Here is an 18,806-nt window from a genome sequence, read left to right on the forward strand (position 1 = left end):
CTTCAGGTCTCCCTCAGGAACTGCGGCGACCGGGTCATTGGCCATCGAGGGGTGAGACCCCGAGTTCCCGGTCGATGAAGTCGAACACCTCGTCGGCACCCGCGGTCTCGAGGCGCTGCGCCGCGTCCTGGGCCACGTCGCCCGTCTGGCCGGTGCCGATCCAGCTCGAGAGCAGAGTCTGCAGCCGCACGGTGACGTCCGCCCGAATTGCACTGTCCTGCGGGATGTCCGACAGACGGGCTTCCAGGGCGTCCAGGTCGGTGAACACCGGCGGGGCGGTGTTCACCTCGGGCAGCAGGCTGCCGCGCAGGTGCGCGGCGAGGTCGGCGGAGGTCGGGTAGTCGAAGACCACGGTGGCGGCCAGGCGCTGCCCGGTGGCCGCGATCAGGCGGTTGCGCAGCTCCACGGCGGTCAGGGAGTCGAAGCCCAGGTCTTTGAACGCCCTCGAGGCACCGACCGGCTCGATCGAGGCGTAGCCCAGCACCGCGGCCGCCTCGGTGCGGACCAGGGTGGTCAGGATACGGTCCTGCTCGGCCCGCGGGCGGCCCTCGAGGCGGGCGGTCAGGTCATGGACCACGCCGGTGGTCTCGGGCACGTCTTCGGTGGCCAGGGCGGTGCGCACCTCGGGCAGACCGAGCAGCAGCGGGCTGGGGCGGCGCAGGGTGAACACCCCGGCGAACCGGTCCCAGTCGACGTCCGCGACGGTCAGCAGGGCATCGCCCGCGTCCAGGGCGTCGGCCAGGACCGTCATGGCCCGGTCGCCGTCCAGGTAGCGCAGACCCCTTGAGCGGAAGGCGGTCTCGGCCTCGCCCAGCGCCGCCATGCCTGCGCCGGACCAGGGTCCCCAGGCCAGCGAGATACCCACCAGGCCCCGGGCCCGGCGGTTCTCGACCAGGGCGTCCAGGTAGGCGTTGGCCGCGGCGTAGCCGGGCTGGTGCCCGCTGCCCCAGGTGGCCGAGATCGACGAGAAGACCACGAACGCGCTCAGCCGCAGCGAGGCGGTGAGCTGGTCCAGCCACAGGGCGCCATCGGCCTTGGCCGAGGTGACCTTACGCAGGCCCTCGGCGTCCACGGCCTCGACCGCCACCGCCTCGGGAGTGCCGGCCACATGGAACACGGAGTCCACCGGCGCGTCATGGTCGGCGATCCAGCCCAGCAGCCCGGCGACGTGGTCGCGCTCGCCGATGTCCCCGGCCAGCACGCTCACCTCAGTCCCACTGCGGGCCAGCTCGGCCGCCAGCTCACCGACACCGGCCGCCAGCGCACCCGAGCGGCTGGTCAGCACCAGGTGCTCGGCGCCGCGCTCGGCCGCCCAGCGGGCCACCCGGGCGCCCAGCGCCCCACTGCCACCGGTCACCAGGACCGGGCCACGCGGCGTCCATTGTTCGTCCAAGGCGACCGGACGCGAAGGTGCCGCATGCACGAGCCGGCGAGCCAGGACGTCCCCACGCAGGGCCACCTGGTCCTCGTGACCGGGCTCGCTCTGGGCCAGCACCGCACCGAGAGCAGCCATCGAGGTGTCGTCGAGCGAGGCCGGCAGGTCGACCAGACCGCCCCAGCGCTCGGGGTGTTCGAGCGCGGCCACTCGGCCGAAGCCCCAGATCGCCGCCTGGGCAGGGTCCGGGGCGTCCGCGATGTCCGTTCCGAGCGAGACCGCGCCCTGGGTGAGCACCCACAGCGGGGCCTCGACGGCCAGATCGCCGAGCGCCTGCACCAGTTCGACGGTGCGCAGCAGACCCGCGTCGGACCCGGCCGGAGGCAGCCAGAGCACACCCGACAGCGCATCGCCGCCGTCGCTGCTCTGGGCGGCCAACGCATTGGCCACCTTCCCGGCGATGGTGCGCCGGTCGTCCTCCGAGGTCACCGCGACACCGAACACTTCGGCGCCACCCCCACGCAAGACCCGATCAACCGCGCCGGTCACCTCACCGGACGTGCCCGCATCCGCCCCCGACCCACTGTCCGAGGCCGTCACAACCAGCCAGGTGCCCGCCAAAGCCGCAGGTACGGCGGTGTTCAGCGCCGGCACCGGCTCCCAGTCGACCCGGTAGCGCAGGCCGGCCGTGGCCGACTGCGCGCTGCGGCGCGAGCGCCAGGAGTTCAGGATCGGCAGCACCGCGTCCAACTGCGCCTGGTCCTGCAGGCCCAGCGCGTCTGCGTCGCCGTCCTCGACCGCCTTCCAGAATGCGGAGTCCTCGGTGGCGGGCTCGGTGGCGGGCTCGGTGGCGGGCTCGACCCAGAACCGCTCGTGCTGGAAGGCGTAGGTGGGCAGGTCCACGGTGCGTCCGGCCGGGAGCACCCGCGCCCAGTCCACGTCGGCGCCGTGCGTGTGGATGCGGGCCAGCGCCGTCAGCACACCCTCCGAAGCGCTGAGCTGCTCACGACGCACCGGAACGAACACCGCATCCGTGTCTTCGGCCAGCACGCCCGAGCCCATTCCGGACAAGGTCCCGTCCGGTCCGATCTCGACGAACACCCTCACCCCGGCGGCCCGCATGGTGCGCACCGCGTCGGCGAACCGCACCGCTTCCCGGGCCTGCTGCGGCCAGTAGGCGGGTGACGGGTCGGTGACGACCTCACCGGTGAGCGCCCCCACCCAGGTCGCGGTCGGCGAGGAGTGCTCGAGGCGCTCGGCGGTGCGGCCCAGCTCGGCCAGCACCGGCTCCATCCGCGCCGAGTGGAACGCGTGGCTGACCCGCAGCCGCCGCACCCGCCGGCCGCGCTCGCGCCACCCCTCCACCAGGGCGTCCACGGCGTCCTGGTCACCAGAGACAACAATGGACGTCGGTCCGTTCACCGCTGCGATCGAGGTCCCCTCCACGAGGGTCCCCAGTACCTCCGCCTCGGTGGCCTCCAGCGCCGCCATGGCCCCGCCGGTGGGCAGCTCCTGCATGAGCCGGCCCCGGGCCGCGACCAGGGCTGCGGCGTCGCTCAGGCTCAGAACGCCCGCCGCACAGGCCGCCGCGATCTCACCGACCGAGTGCCCGGCCACCATGTCCGGCGTGACCCCGGCCGCCTTCAGCACCGCCAGCAGACCGATCTCGACCGCGAACAGCCCGGCCTGGGCGTACACGGTCTGGTCGGCGCGCGGGTCGTCCGCCTCGCCCAGCACCAGCTCCCGCAGCTGCGGCCCGAGCTCGTCCTCCAGCAGTGCCATGACCTCGTCGAACGCCGCCGCGAAAACCGGCGAGGCACTGTACAGCTCGCGTCCCATGCCGCCGCGCTGCGCGCCCTGGCCGGCGAAGAGGAAGCCAACCCGAGGACGTCCGTCAGCCACTCCCCCGATCACCGAGGACGAAGATGCGCCTTCAGTAAGGGCGCTCAGACCGGCGAGGAGTTCGGCGCGGTCGCTGCCGACGACGACGGCCCGGTGCTCGAACGCCGCCCGTCCGGTGGCCAGACTCCAGGCCACGTCCTCGGCCCCGGTCTCCTGGCTCAGGCCCTCGATCAGGCCCTCGATCAGGCGCTGGGCCTGCGCCGCGAGCGCCTGCGGGGTCCGTCCGGAAACCGGCCACACCGCGAGCGGTTCGGCCAGAACCGCGGGCGCGCCCGACTCGTCCTCGATCGGCGCTTCGACCGGCGCGGGAGCCTCTTCGAGGATCAGGTGCGCGTTGGTGCCGCTCATCCCGAACCCGCTGACGCCCGCACGCCGCACTCGCCCACCGGAGGTCCAGGCGACCGGCTCGCTCAGCAGGCGCACGTCCCCGGCGTTCCAGTCGATGTGCGGGGACGGCTCGTCCACGTGCAGGGTGCGCGGCAGTTCCTGGTTCTGCAGGGCCAGCACCATCTTGATCACCGCAGCCGTGCCCGCGGCGGCCTGGGTGTGGCCGATGTTCGACTTCACCGAACCCAGCCACAGCGGCGCGCTCTCGCCGCGATCCTGACCGTAGGTGGCCATCAGAGCGCCGGCCTCGATCGGGTCGCCCAGCGAGGTGCCGGTGCCGTGCGCCTCGACCACGTCCACGTCGCTCGCCTGCAGTCCGGCCGAGTCCAGCGCCGCCCGGATCACCCGCTGCTGCGAGGGACCGTTCGGCGCGGTGAGACCGTTCGAGGCGCCGTCCTGGTTGACCGCGCTGCCGCGGATCACCGCCAGGATCCGGTGCCCGTTGCGCTGGGCGTCCGAAAGCCGCTCCAGCACCAGCACACCGGCGCCCTCGGCCATGCCCATGCCGTCGGCATCGGCGCCGAACGCCTTGCAGCGCCCGTCCGACGCCTGGCCGAGCTGGGTGTTGAACGAGGTGAACATGACCGGCGTGGCGGCGACGAAGGCGCCACCGGCCAGCGCCAGCCCGCACTCCCCCGAGCGCAGCGCCTGGCTGGCCAGGTGCATCGCCACGAGGGAGGAGGAGCAGGCCGTGTCGACGGAGACCGCCGGGCCTTCGAGCCCGAGCACGTACGACATCCGGCCCGAGAGCACGCTGCTCGACGTACCGGTGAGCAGGTGCCCCTGGTCCCCGCCGCCGTGCCGGTCCAGGCCGTAGCCGGACCAGGAAGCGCCGATGAACACGCCCGTGGCCGATCCGCGCAGGTTGCCCGGGTCGATCCCGGCCCGCTCCAGCGCCTCCCACGAGGTCTCCAGCAGCAGTCGCTGCTGCGGGTCCATGGTCAGGGCCTCGCGCGGGCTGATCCCGAAGAAGCCCGGGTCGAACTCGCCGGCGCCGTAGAGGAAGCCGCCCTTCGGGGCCCGGCCGTCGGGTGAGGCGTCGAGGATGGCGTTCATGTCCCAGCCGCGGTCGGCCGGCAGATCCGCCACCACGTCCGCGCCATCGGACAGCAGCTTCCAGAACGACTCCGGCGTGTCTGCGCCGCCCGGGAACCGCAGCCCCAGACCGACGATCGCGATCGGCTCGTCGGAGGATGCCCGCGAGCCGGTCTCGTGTGCCGGGGTCTCGTCGCCGAGCAGGCGGGAGCGCAGGAAGACGCCGAGCGCGGACGGGGTCGGGTAGTCGAAGACCAGAGTCGCCGGGAGCGTGAGCCCGGTGGCCGCGCCCAGCCGGTTGCGCAGGTCGACCGCCGTCAGCGAGTCGAAGCCCAGCTCCTGGAACGCCTTGCCGGCCGGAAGAGCCTCGGCCGAGCTGTGGCCCAGCACGATCGCGGCCTCGGTGCGCACCAGGTCGGTGAGCGTGCGGGCCTGCTCGGCGCGGGTCAGTCCGCCCAGGCGGGCGGCCAGGGCGTTGTCCGGCGCCGCGGTGGGAGCCGGCGAGGCGGTGGGCGTCGCGGTGAGCGCAGCCCGCGCCTCGGCCACGCCGGTGATCAGCGGGCTGGGCCGGTGCACGCTGAACACCGATGCGAACCGTTCCCAGTCCACGTCGGCCACGGTGAGCGTGACGTCGCCGTGGTCGAGCGCGGCCGCGAGGGCCTCGATGCCGACCTCCGGATCCATCTCACGCAGGCCCATGCGCTGCAGGAACTCGCCGGAGCGGCCCTCAGCCATGCCCCCGCCGCCCCACAGCCCCCAGGCCACCGACGTACCGGCCAGGCCCCGTGCCCGCCGGCTCTCGACCAGCGCGTCCAACGCCGCGTTGGCGGCTGCGTATCCGGCCAGGTGCGCGCTGCCCCAGACCGCCGCGCCGGAGGAGAAGGTCACGAACGCGTCCAGGTCGTCCCCGGCCAGCTCGTCCAGATGCGCACCACCCGCCGCCTTGGCCGCCATCGCCGCAGCGAGCGCCTCGATGGTGAGCTCGTTCAGCGGGTCGCCACCACCCACGCCCGCGGCGTGGAAGACGGAGCTCAGGTCCCCGGCGAAGGAAACCAGCCCGGAAACCTGCTCGCGCCGGGCCACGTCGGCGGCCACCACGTCCACTGTTGTGCCCTGCTGGGCCAGCTCGGCCGCCCGGGTCGCGACGCCGCTGGCCTCGGGCCCGGAGCGGCTCGTGAGCACCACCCGGGTCGCGCCCCGCTCGGCCGCCAGGAGGGCCAGGCGGCCACCGATGGCGCCGGTGCCGCCGGTGATCAGGACCGTGCCGCGCGGCGTCCAGGTGTTGATCTGCTTGCGAGGGCGTCCCGCCCGCGCCAGACGCCGGGCCAGCACGCCCGCGCCCCGGATGGCCAGTTGGTCCTCGGCCCCCGTCTTCGCATCGGACGGCGAGCCCTGGGCAGTTGCCGCGATCGGCCCCTGGGCGAGGAGCCCGACCAGCTTCTCCGCCGCAGCCGGGTCCAGTTCCTGCGGCAGGTCGATCAGACCGCCCCAGCGATCCGGGTGCTCCAGCGCGGCCACGCGGCCCAGGCCCCACACCGGCGCCTGCGCCGGGTTGTGCGGAGCCGAGTCCGCCCCAGCCGCCACGGCACCCGAGGTCAGCACCCACAGCGGTGCATCGAGCCCAAGGTCACCGAGCGCCTGCACGAGCCCGACCGTGGAGGCCAGCCCGGTCGACAGTGCTCCGGCGTCGGACACGGTGAGTTCTTCCAGGGCGAGCAACGACACGACCCCGGCCACCGGGCCATCGGTCAATGCCTCCTGCAACCGGTTCATGATGACGGAGCGCGCAACCTCGGCCGAACTCGGCGCAGCGACAACCGCGCCCTCGACCGCCGTCGCTGCTGCGAACGTGCCCACCTGGGGCTCAACCCCGCCGACGGGCACTGCGGCGACCACGACGTCCGCACCGCGATCAGCCAGCGTCCGTGCCACCACCTCGGCCCAGGAGGCACCGGCCGGGCCCACGACCAGCAGCCACTTTTGATCCGGCTCCACCGATCCGGCCGCCCCGCTCGCAGCAACCGGCGTCCAGGTGACCCGGTATCGCAGGTCCGCCCCCGAGTCTCCCGCCGCAGCCACGTCCGAACGCCGAGGCGCCAGGCGTCCCTCCACCCAGAACCGCTCGCGGGCGAAGGGATAGGTGGGCAGCGCGACCGTGCCGCCGGGTGTGAGCACCGAGGCCCAGTCCACCCGCACACCGCGTACGTGCACCTCGGCCAGCGAGGTCAGGAACCGTTGCGCCGTGCCGTCTTCGCGGCGCAGCGTGCCCGCCACCACCGGCTCGGCGAACTCGGCGCCGTCCTCGGCCGCGACCTCGATCTCCCGCTCCACCGTGGCGCTGATCGCGTTGACCAGCACCGGGTGCGGCGACACCTCGATGAACACGTTGTGCCCGGCGTGGTGCAGCGTCTGGATGGCGTGCGAGAACTCGACCGTGGCGCGCAGACTCGCGTACCAGTAGTCCGGCCCGGCGTCCTGCCCGGCCATCAGCCCACCGGTCAGCGACGAGGTGAGCGGGATCTGCCCGGCCTGCGGCGCGATGCCGGCCAGCGCCTCCAGCACGGTTTCGCGCAACGCGTCGACCTGAGGGCCGTGCGAGGCGTAGTCGACCGGAAGCAGCCGACGCCGCACCCCGGCCTTCTCGCACACCTCGGCGATCTCGGTCAGGGCCGACAGGTCGCCCGAGATGACCGTCGCGTCCGGGCCGTTGATCGCGGCGACCGCGACCCGCCCGGCCCACGGCTCGATCCGGTCGGTGATGACCTCCACCGGCTCGGCGATCGACAGCATGCCACCCTGACCGGCGATGGCCCGCAGGGCGCGGCTGCGCCGGGCAATGACCTTGGCGCCGTCCTCCAGGGACAGGATGCCCGCCACCACGGCGGCCGCGATCTCGCCCTGCGAGTGCCCGGCCACGGCGGCCGGTTCCACTCCGGCGGCCTGCCAGGTGGCGGCCAGCGAGACCATCACCGCCCACAGGGCGGGCTGCACCACGTCCACCCGCTGCAGAGCCTCTTCGTCGCCGAGGACCTCATCGAGCGAGCGGCCGTCCCATTCCACGAACGGCGCCAGGGCGGCACCGCACTCGGCCAGGCGGGCGGCGAACACCGGCGATGCTGCGGCCAGTTCGCGGCCCATGCCGACCCACTGCGAGCCCTGGCCGGGGAACACGAACACGGGCGCACCGGCCGAGCCGGAGGCGGCGGTGACCACACCGGCGTCGGACGTTCCTTCGGCGAGGGCGGCCAGTCCGGCGATCAGCTCGTCACGGTCGAGGCCGAGCACGACGGCCCGGTGCTCGAACGACGAGCGGGTGGTGGCCAGCGACCAGGCCACGTCGGCCGGGTCCATTCCGTCGGCGTGCTCGAGCCGGTCGGTGAGCCGGGCGGCCAGGCGCCGCAGGGCTTCCGGTGTGCGCGCGGACACCGGCCAGGCCAGCACCCGGCCCAGCGCCGGAGCCGCCTGGGGCATCTGTGCGACGGCGTCGACCACGTCGACGGCGGGCGGTTCTTCCAGGATGACGTGAGCGTTGGTGCCGCTCATGCCGAACGAGGAGACACCGGCCCGGCGCCGACGGCCCTCGGGCAGCCACGGCTGTTCCTGGGTCAGCAGCTGCACCCGCCCGGCCGACCAGTCCACCTGGTCGGTGGGCCGCTCGACGTGCAGGGTGCGCGGCAGCACCCCCTTCTGCAGGGCCAGGACCATCTTCATCACGCCGGCCACACCGGCCGCCGACTGGGTGTGCCCGATGTTCGACTTCACCGAGCCGAGCCACAACGGACGGGTCTCGTCCCGGTCGCGCCCATAGGTCGCCAGCAGAGCCTGCGCCTCGATCGGGTCGCCCAGCGTGGTGCCGGTACCGTGCGCCTCGACCACGTCCACGTCACTCGTGGAAAGACCGGCCGAGGCCAGCGCGGCCCGGATGACCCGCTGCTGCGAGGGGCCGTTGGGTGCGGTGAGGCCGTTGGACGCGCCGTCCTGGTTGATGGCCGACCCCGCGACCAGGGCGAGCACCGTGTGGCCGTTGCGGCGGGCGTCCGAAAGCCTTTCCAGCACGAGCATGCCCGCGCCCTCGGCCCAGCCGGTGCCGTCGGCCGAGGCCGAGAAGGCCTTGCAGCGCCCGTCGGAGGCCAGGCCCTGCTGGCGGGAGAACTCCGAGAACCCGGTGGGCACCGCCATCACGGTCACACCGCCGGCCAGCGCCAGACTGCACTCCTGCGAGCGCAGCGCCTGGGCGGCCAGGTGCAGGGCGACCATCGAGGAGGAGCAGGCCGTGTCCACCGTGACGGCGGGGCCTTCCAGGCCCAGGGTGTAGGAGACCCGGCCGGAGATGACGCTGGCGGCCATGCCGGTGAGCTGGTAGCCCTCCAGCCCGCTGTCCTCGGCGCCCACGCCGTAACCGTTGAAGCCGGACCCGGCGAACACGCCGGTCTCGCTCCCCCGCAGTGAGCGGGGGTCGATCCCGGCCCGCTCCACGGCCTCCCACGAGGTCTGCAGCAGGATGCGCTGCTGCGGGTCCATCGCCAGCGCCTCGCGCGGGTTGATCCCGAAGAACGAGGGGTCGAAGTCGGCCGCGTCATGCACGAAACCACCGGCGCGGGTGACCGAGCTGCCCGGCCGTGAGGGGTCGTCGTCGAAAAGGGTGTCCAGGTCCCAGCCGCGGTCCACCGGGAAGCCGGTCACCGCGTCGGTGCCGCTGGCCAGGAGCTCCCAGAACTGTTCCGGGCTCTCCACCCCGCCGGGGAAACGGCAGGCCATACCGACGATCGCGATCGGGTCGTCGTCGACCGCGGCCGGGCCCCGCGCGATCTGGCCCTGGTCGGCGTCGCCCAGCAGTTCGGCCCGCAGGAAGGCGGCCAGCACGGCCGGGCTCGGGTGGTCGAACACCAGGGTCGCCGGGAGCGTCAGCCCGGTCAGGGCGGTGAGGCGGTTGCGCAGTTCGACCGCGGTCAGGGAGTCGAACCCGATGTCGCTGAACGGGCGCTCGCTGTCCACGGCCGCCGCGCCCGCATGTCCGAGCACCGCCGCGGCCTCGGAACGCACCAGATCGGTGAGGTTCTGCAGCTGCCCGGCCCGGTTCATCCCGGACAGCCGGCGCGTCAGGTCGTTGGCCTGCACGACCGGCACCGACGATTCGGCCGCCCGCAGCAACGCCTGAACTTCCGGCAGTTCCCGCACCAGCGGCATCTGCGCGAGCCCGGCCGTGGCGCCCGCCTTGGCCCAGTCCACGTCCATCACGGTCAGCACGCCCTCGGCGTGGCCGGCGAGCGCGTGGCCGAGCACATCGAGCGCCCGGTCGGGAGCCAGGGCCCGCAGTACGCCCCGCTCGAGGCGCTGCCGCACGGCGTCGTCGGCCTGAGCCATACCGCCTCCGGCCCACGGCCCCCAGGCCAGGGAGGTGCCGGGAAGACCACGGTCGCGGCGGTTCTGGATCAGGGCATCGAGATAGGCGTTGGCCGCGGCGTAGTTGCCCTGCCCGCCACCGCCGAAAGTAGCCGCCGAGGAGGAGAACAGGATGAACGAGTCGAGGTCGACGGTCAGCTCGTCGAGCAGCGCCGCCCCCTGGGCCTTGGCCGCGAGCACGGAGTCGAACCGAGACGGGTCCAGCCGGTCCAGCACGCCGTCGTCAACGATGCCGGCCGTGTGCACGACAGTCTTCAGATGGTCGATGTGCGCCAGCAGACCCACGACGTCTGTGCGCTGCGAGACGTCGGCCTGCAGCACCTCGACAGCGCTGCCCGCCTCGGCCAGTTCGGCCGCCAGCTCGGCGACACCGCCGGCCAGGGCGCCCGTGCGGCTGGTCAGCACCAGGCCCGGGGTACTGTGCGCCGCCCGCCAGCGCGCGACCCGCCGGCCGATCGCGCCGGTGCCGCCGGTGACCAGGGCCGTGCCGGTGCCGCTGTAGCGCGGCGCCCGCTCGGGCACGCCCACGGCCTTGGTCAGGCGGCGGGCCAGGACCTTGTCCGCCCGGATCGCCAGCTGGTCCTCACCGGGGCGGTTGGCCAGAACAGCAATGATTGTGGACGTCGTCGAGTCACCAAGGTCGGTGGGAAGGTCGAGCAGACCGCCCCAACGGTCCGGGTGCTCCAGCGCCGCGACCTGTCCCAGGCCCCAGACCTGAGCCTGGGCGGGCGAGGTGAGCGGGTCGGAGTCGGAGGTGGAGACGGCGCCCTGAGTCAGCACCCACAGCGGAGCAGCGATCTCGGCGTCGCCCAAGCCCTGAAGAAGCAGAAGGGTGCCCGCGACACCGGCCGGAACTGCTTGAGCACCCGGCAGCACCGCATCATCGAGCGCCAGGAACGAGATCACACCCGAAACGGCATCCCCCGAAGCTCCACCCCCAACCCCGTCCGCACCGCTCAGACCGTCGCCGAGGGCAGCCCGGACCTGCTCAGCGACACCGGCACGGTCGACCGATCCGGCCGACAGCTCGACGAATGCAGCTTCCCCACCGGCGACAGTGACTGCGCGTGCGAACTTTTCGGCCCGCTCGCGGCCCGCTTCGCCGGTGACGATCAGCCAGGTCCCGTCCAGCGTGGAGGCGGGAGCCACCGGCGCGGAGACCCACGACGTGCGGTACAGCCAGTCGCTGGTGCCCGATGCAGACTCCCCCACCGGGCGCAGCCGCTGCGGTCCACCGGGCCAGAAGTACTGGTGCTGGAACGCATAGGTGGGCAGCGGCACGATCGGCGCGGGCGGAAGCACCGCAGTCCAGTCCACCTCGACCCCGCGCACGTGAGCGCGGGCCAGGGCCGTGGTCACCGACTCGGCGGCCGGCGCCTGGGCGCGCAGCAGCGGCACGAACTCGGCCGAATCGAGCACGCCCGGGCCCATCCCCGACAGCGTCGCGTCGGGACCGATCTCGATGAACACCGAGACGTCCTGCGCCGCCATCGACGTGACCGCATCGGCGAACCGGACGGCCTGACGGGCCTGCGCGGGCCAGTAGCCCGGCTCCGGGTTGGTCACTACGTCACCGGTCAGCGCGCCCACCCAGGTGATGGTCGGCGTGGCGTGCGACAGGCCGATGGCGACGGCGCTCAGCTCGTCGAGCACCGGCTCCATCCGGGCCGAGTGGAAGGCGTGGCTGACCCGCAGCTTGCGCACCCGACGGCCGCGCTCGCGCCACAACTCGACCAGGGCGTCGACCGCCGCCTCGTCGCCGGAGATGACGACGGAGGAGGGGCCGTTGACGGCAGCGACCGAAACGACGTCGGACAGACGGACCGAGGATCCAGCAGCACGGTCCTGCGACGGGTCGCCGGACAGCCCGGTCGGCAGCTCCTTCGCCAGCTCGGCGAGCATCTCGGCCTCGGTGACCGCGACCGCCGCCATCGCCCCGCCCTCGGGCAGGGCCTCCATCAGCCGCGCCCGCGCACCCACCAGGCGGCAGGCGTCCTCCAGCGTGAGCACCCCGGCCACGTAGGCCGCAGCGATCTCACCCACCGAGTGCCCGGCCACCGCCGCCGGCACGACCCCGGCCGCGGCCAGCACCGCGACCAGCGAGACCTCGACGGCGAACAGCCCGGCCTGGGCGTAACCGGTGCGGTCGGCGCGCGGGTCCGCCCCCTCGCTCAGCACGACCTCGCGGATGGGCAGGCCCACCTCAGGCTCGAGAAGGGCACAGACCCGGTCGAACACGTCCGCGAACACAGGCGAGGCGGCGTAGAGCTCCCGGCCCATACCGGCCCGCTGCGCGCCCTGACCCGCGAACACGAAGCCCACGCGCGGGGCGGAGGCCGGTACGACACCGGTGATGACGGAAGCGGCGTCCGAAGCCTCACCAACGCCGGTCAGACCCGCCGAACCAGTCGCCGAAGAAGCCCCACCCGCCAGATGGGCAAGGCCCGTCAGCAATTCGTCGGTCCCTGAGCCCAGCACAACCGCGCGGTGTTCGAACGAAGAGCGTGTGGTGGCGAGCGAACGCCCCACCGCCGCCGCGTCACACGCCGGACGCGCGAGCAGGAACTCCGCGAGCCGCGAAGCCTGCGCGGGCAACGCCACCGTGCTGCGCGCCGAGACCGGCCAGACCACGGGGCCACCCACCAACGCCCGGCCGGACTGCTCAGACTGTTCGGCAGCAGCCCCGGCTTCGACCACCATCGAACCGTCTGCAGCGACCAGGGCGCCCGAGCCACCCGGAGCCTCACGGGCGTCCTCAATCGGATCTTCACTGACCGGGAGCGGCGCTTCCTCGATCACCACGTGCGCGTTCGTCCCGCTGATCCCGAAGGCCGAGATTCCGGCGCGGCGCGGCGTCCCCTCGGACGCCAGCCGGGAGGGCCACTCGGCCGGCTCGGACAGCAACTGCAGGCCCGAGCCGTCCCACTCGATGTGCGGGGAGCGCTCGGCCGAGTGCAGGCTCTGCGGCAGACGTTCGTGCTGCAGCGCGAGCACCATCTTCATCACTCCGGCCACACCGGCAGCGGCCTGCGAGTGCCCGAAGTTCGACTTCACCGAGCCCAGCAGCAGCGGCCGCTCATCGGTGCGGTCGGCACCGTAGGTGGCGGCCAGGGCCTGGGCCTCGATCGGGTCGCCCAGCACCGTGCCGGTGCCGTGGGCCTCCACCGCGTCGATGTCGTCAGTGGTCAGCCCGGCGTTGGCCAGGGCGGCGCGGATGACGCGCTGCTGAGAGGGGCCGTTGGGCGCGGTCAGGCCGTTGGAGGCGCCGTCCTGGTTGACGGCGGTACCGCGGATCACCGCGAGGATCGGGTGGCCGTTGCGCTGGGCGTCCGAAAGACGCTCCAGCACGATGAGCCCGGCACCTTCGGCCATGCCCATGCCGTCGGCCGAGGAGGAGAACGACTTGCAGCGCCCGTCCTGGGCCAGGCCGCGCTGCTTGGAGAAGCCGACCAGTTCGGCCGGGGTGGCCATGATCGTCACACCGCCGGCCAGGGCCAGCCGGCATTCGCCCGAGCGCAGCGCGGTCACGGCCAGGTGCATGGCCACCAGCGAGGAGGAGCAGGCGGTGTCGATGGTCAGCGAGGGTCCTTCCAGGCCCAGCAGGTACGAGACCCGCCCGGAGATGACGCTTCCCGCGTTGCCGGTGACCATGTGGCCCTCGAGCCCGGCTGTGCCCTCGGGTGAGGTCTGCAGGCCCATCGCGTAGCCGGAGCTGTAGCCGCCCGCGAACACGCCGGTGGCCGAGCCCCTCAGCGAGCGCGGGTCGATCCCGGCCCGTTCCAGCGCCTCCCAGGACGTTTCCAGCAGCAGGCGCTGCTGCGGGTCCATGGCCAGCGCCTCACGCGGGCTGATCCCGAAGAACGCCGGGTCGAACTGCCCGGCCTCCTGGACGAATCCACCGGCCTGCACGTAGGCGGTGCCCGGCTGGTCAGGGTCGGGGTCGAACAGGTTCGCGGTGTCCCAGCCGCGGTTGGCCGGGATGCCGGAGATGCCCTCGGACCCGGAGTCCAGCATCTGCCAGAAGCTTTCCGGGCCGTCGATGCCGCCGGGGTAGCGCCCGCCCATGCCGACGATCGCGATCGGCTCCAGGTCGACGGCCGACGCGTGCCCGGCCACGGGCTCGACCGAAGCCGCGCCCGCATCGCCGATCAGGCCCGTCCTCAGGTGACCGGCCAAGACCAACGGCGTGGGGTAGTCGAACAGCAGGCTGGCGGGCAGCCGCAGTCCGGTGGCGCTGCTGAGCTGGTTGCGCAGTTCCACGGCGGTCAGGGAGTCGAAGCCCAGTTCGCTGAAGGCCCGGGCCGCGTCCACGCTCTGCAGCGACGGATAGTTCAGTACCGCAGCCACTTCGGAGCGGATCAGGTCGGTGAGGATGCGCTCCTGCTCGGCCCGGGACAGGCGCAGCAGTTGCTGCGCCAGGGCGCCGTCGGCCTTGACCCCGCTGCTCTCGACCACGACCTCGGGGGCCAGGGCGCGCACCTGCGGCAGGTCGCGCACGAGCGGAACGGTGTGCAGGTCGGACATGCCCGGCACCCCGGACATCTTCGACCAGTCCACGTCCATCACCGTCAGCGCGGTGTCGTCGCCGTCCAGGGCCTCGCCCAGCGCCTTCACGGCGAGGGCCGGGTCCATCAGCACTTCCCAGCTGTTGCGGGCCAGGCGCTGCTTGGTCTTCTCGCTGGACTGGGCCACGCCGCCGCCGGCCCACGGACCCCAGGCCAGGGATGTGCCGGGAAGGCCACGGTGGCGGCGGTTCTGGGCCAGTGCGTCGAGGTAGGCGTTGGCGGCGGCGTAGTTGCCCTGCCCACCGCCGCCGAAGGTGGCTGCGGCCGAGGAGAACAGGACGAACGCGTCGAGGTCGCCGGTGAGCTCGTCGAGCAGGGCGGCACTGGTGGCCTTGGCGGCGAGCACCTTGGCCAGACGGGGCACGTCGAGTCGTTCCAGCGTGCCGTTGTCCACCAACCCGGCGGTGTGCATGACGCTGGACAGCTCGGGGCCGGAGGACGAGATGTGCTCCAGCAGCGCGGTCAGGGCAGCGCGGTCGGACACGTCGGCGGCGATCACCTCGACCGTGCACCCGGCCTCGGCCAGTTCGGCGAGCAGGACCGGGTCGGCCGCGGCCGGGCCGGAGCGGCTGGTGAGCACGATGCGCCGGGCCTGGCGGGTGGTCAGCCAGCGGGCGACGTGCCCGCCGATGGCCCCGGTGCCGCCGGTGATCAGGACCGTTCCTTCGGGCCGCCAGTCGCTCTCGTGCTCGACGTCGGCCGGCACCAGGCGGCGCCCGAACAGGCCCTCGGAGCGGATCGCCACCTCGGTCTCGCCGGTGGTGCCGGACAGCACCGTGGCCAGGCGGGCACTCTGGGCGCCGTCCCACTCGCTCACCGGCAGGTCGATCGAACCGCCCCAGCGGTCGCGGTGTTCCAGGCTCGCCACCCGGCCCAGGGCCCGGGCCTGCGCCTGAACGGGAGAGGTGAGCTCGTCGCCCTCCACCGCGTCCACCGCACCGGAGGTGAGCATCCACAACGGAGCCTCGACGCCCGCGTCACCCAGCCCCTGAATCAAGGCAAGCGTGCCCGCGACCCCGGCCACCACGTCCTCTGCTTCGGAAACCGGTGTTTCGTCGAGGGCCAGGAGCGACAACACGCCTGTCACACCGTTCAGACCCGACACCGCCGCCGCGAGCGCGGCCCGGTCCAGGCCGGCTCCGGCGATCTCCAGCACCTCAGCGCCGTGAGCGCTGAGCATCTGGCGGCAGTGCTGAGCCACATCTGGTTCGTCGCCGGTCACCAGGACCCAGCGGCCCGAAAGCCGGGCCGGGCCGGAACCGGCCACCGGCATCCATTCGACGCTGTAGCGCCAGGAGGCCGTATCGGTGCGCTCGATCTCGCGCTGCACGGCCTTGGCCGCGGCGGGCTCCAGCCAGTAGCGCTCGGTCTGGAAGGCATAGGTGGGCAGGTCGACCACCGAGCCGGACGGCAGCACCCGCGCCCAGTCGACCTTCACCCCGTGCACGTGCAGGTGGGCCAGTCCGGCGAGGAAGCGAGCAGCGCCGGGGTTCTCGCGTTCGAGAGTGCCGGTGACCACCGGCGCGGTGGGCAGCGCCAGTTCCTCGAAGGTCTCACCGATGGGCCCGGCCAGTACCGGCTGGGGCGAGACCTCGACGAAGGTGCGGGCACCGGAGCGGGCGGCCGCGACGACGGCGTCCTGGAAGCGAACGCGCTCGCGCACGTTGGAGTACCAGTAGCCGGCGTCCATGGTGAGCCCGTCGATCCGCTCACCGGTCACCGTGGAGAACAGCGGCACCCGGCCGGCCTGCGGTGTGATCGCGGCCAGCTGCTCGCGCAGCACGGCGGCCAGCGGCTCGACCCGGGCGGAGTGCGCCACGAAGTCGGTCTGCGGGATGCGCCAGCGCAGGATGCGTCGCTTGGACAGGGCCCGCTCGAACTCGTCGAGGGCGTCCAGGTCACCGGAGACCACGGTGGTGGCCGGGCCGTTGACGGCCGCGACCGAGAGCCGCTCAGGCCAGCTCTCCTTGGTAGCCAGCAGTTCCTCGACCGCCGCCACGGGCATCACGACCGAGAGCATCCCGGCCTCGACGGCCAGACCGGACAGGGCCCGGCTGCGGGCGGCGACCACCCGCGCAGCGTCTTCCAGCGACAGGATCCCGGCCAAAGACGCGGCCGCGATCTCGCCCTGGCTGTGACCGACCACGGCGTCCGGAACGATGCCGGAGGCTTCCCAGACGGCAGCCAGCGACACCATGACGGCCCACAGCGCAGGCTGCACCACAGCCGCCTGCTCAATGCCGGGCGCGCCTTCCCGCCCGGCCAGAACGTCTTCCAGGTTCCAGTCGACATGAGGCGCCAGCGCGGCGGCGCACTCGGCCAGACGGGCCGCGAAGACCGGCGAAACGCGGCGCATCTCCTCGCCCATGCCGGCCCACTGCGCCCCCTGGCCGGGGAACACGAACACGGTCTTGCCCGTGGTGGTGACCACGCCGGAGACCACCTGGGGGTCACGACGGTCAGCGGCCAGCGCCTGCAGCCCGGCGATCAGATCTTCGCGGTTCTCGGCGTGCACCGCGGCGCGGTACTCGAACTTCGAACGGGTATGCGCGAGCGACCAGGCGATGTCGGCCGGGGCCAGCTCGGGCCGAGCCTGGGCGAACGCCGCCAGGCGGGTGGCCTGCTCGGCCAGGCCCGCCTCGGTCCGACCGGAAACCACCCAAACCGACGGCGCGGAGGACAGCACCGGGGTAACCGGCACCTCCTCCTCGATCGGTTCGGCCGGGGCTGCGCCCTCTTCCGGCTCCTCGGCCGCCGGAGCCTCGGGTTCCGGCGGGTCGGAAAGGATCACGTGGACATTGGTCCCGCTCATCCCGAACCCGGAAAGGCCCATCCGGCGCGGGCGCTCCCCCGGCTCCCAGGGCCGTTCCTCGGTGAGCAGACGGACGTTGCCCGAGTCCCAGTCGATGTGCGACGAGGGCTGCTCGGAGTGCAGGGTGCGCGGCAGCAGGTTGTTGCGCAGCGCCATCACGATTTTGATCAGCCCGGCCATGCCGGCGGCCTGCTGGGCGTGCCCGATGTTGGCCTTGACCGAGCCCAGCATCAGCGGGCGCTCTTCCGGGCGGTCCTGGCCGTAGGTGGCCAGCAGGGCGTGCGCCTCGATCGGGTCGCCCAGCGAGGTGCCGGTGCCGTGGGCCTCGACCGCGTCGATGTCGGCCGGCGAGAGCTTGGCGTCGGCCAGCGCGGCCCGGATCACCCGCTGCTGCGAGGGCCCGTTGGGCGCGGTGAGCCCGTTGGAGGCGCCGTCCTGGTTCATTGCGCTGCCGCGGATCACCGCGAGCACCTGGTGGCCGTTCTTGCGTGCGTCGGACAGCCGCTCCAGCACGACCATGCCCGAGCCCTCGGCCACGCCCATGCCGTTGGCGCCCTCGCCGAAGGCCTTGCAGCGCCCGTCCGGGGCCAGGCCGAGCTGGGCGCTGAAGTCGGTGAACATGACCGGCGTGGAGGCCACGAAGACGCCGCCGACCAGGGCCATCGAGCACTCGCCGGCGCGCAGCGCGCGAGCGGCCAGGTGCAGGCAGACCAGGGCCGAGGAGCAGGCGGTGTCGACCGTGACGGCGGGCCCTTCCAGGCCCAGGGTGTAGGCGATACGGCCGGACAAAATGCTGGCAGAAGTACCGGTGACGAGGTGCCCCTCGAGCGCGCCGGAGCCCCAGCCGTAGCCGGAGTGCGAGGCGCCCGCGAACACACCGGTCGACGAACCGCGCAGCGTCAGCGGGTCGATCCCGGCGCGCTCCAGCGCCTCCCAGGCGACCGTCAGCATCAGGCGCTGCTGCGGGTCCATCGCCACGGCCTCACGCGGGCTGATCCCGAAGAAGCCGGGATCGAACTCGGTGGCGCCCTCGATGAAACCGCCCGCCTCGACCTGGGAGTCGCTCAGGTCCCAGCCGCGGTCGTCGGGGAACTGCGAGATCGCGTCCACCCCGCCGGCGATCAGGTCCCAGAACGACTCCGGGCTGGTCACGCCGCCCGGGAAGCGGCAGCCCATCCCGACGATCGCGATCGGTTCCCCGGCCGCGGACTCGATGTCGGCCAGCCGCTGCCGGGTCTCGTGCAGGTTCGCCGTGACCCGCCGCAGGAAATACCGGAGCTTGTCGTCATCACTCACTTGCGGACTCCATTTTTCGCGCAGCAGCGGT

1 protein-coding gene is annotated in these 18,806 nt (G+C 73.1%); it reads right to left on the bottom strand.

Annotated features, from left to right (window positions below; genetic code table 11):
* Nucleotides 1-34: 34 nt before the first annotated feature.
* A complete protein-coding gene (locus LWF15_RS18625; RefSeq protein ID WP_456298974.1) occupies nucleotides 35-18,802 on the bottom strand; it encodes a type I polyketide synthase in 18,768 nt (6,255 codons plus the stop codon).
* Nucleotides 18,803-18,806 lie beyond the last annotated feature (4 nt).

This window comes from Kineosporia rhizophila (assembly GCF_021277265.1).
Classification (GTDB): domain Bacteria; phylum Actinomycetota; class Actinomycetes; order Actinomycetales; family Kineosporiaceae; genus Kineosporia; species Kineosporia rhizophila.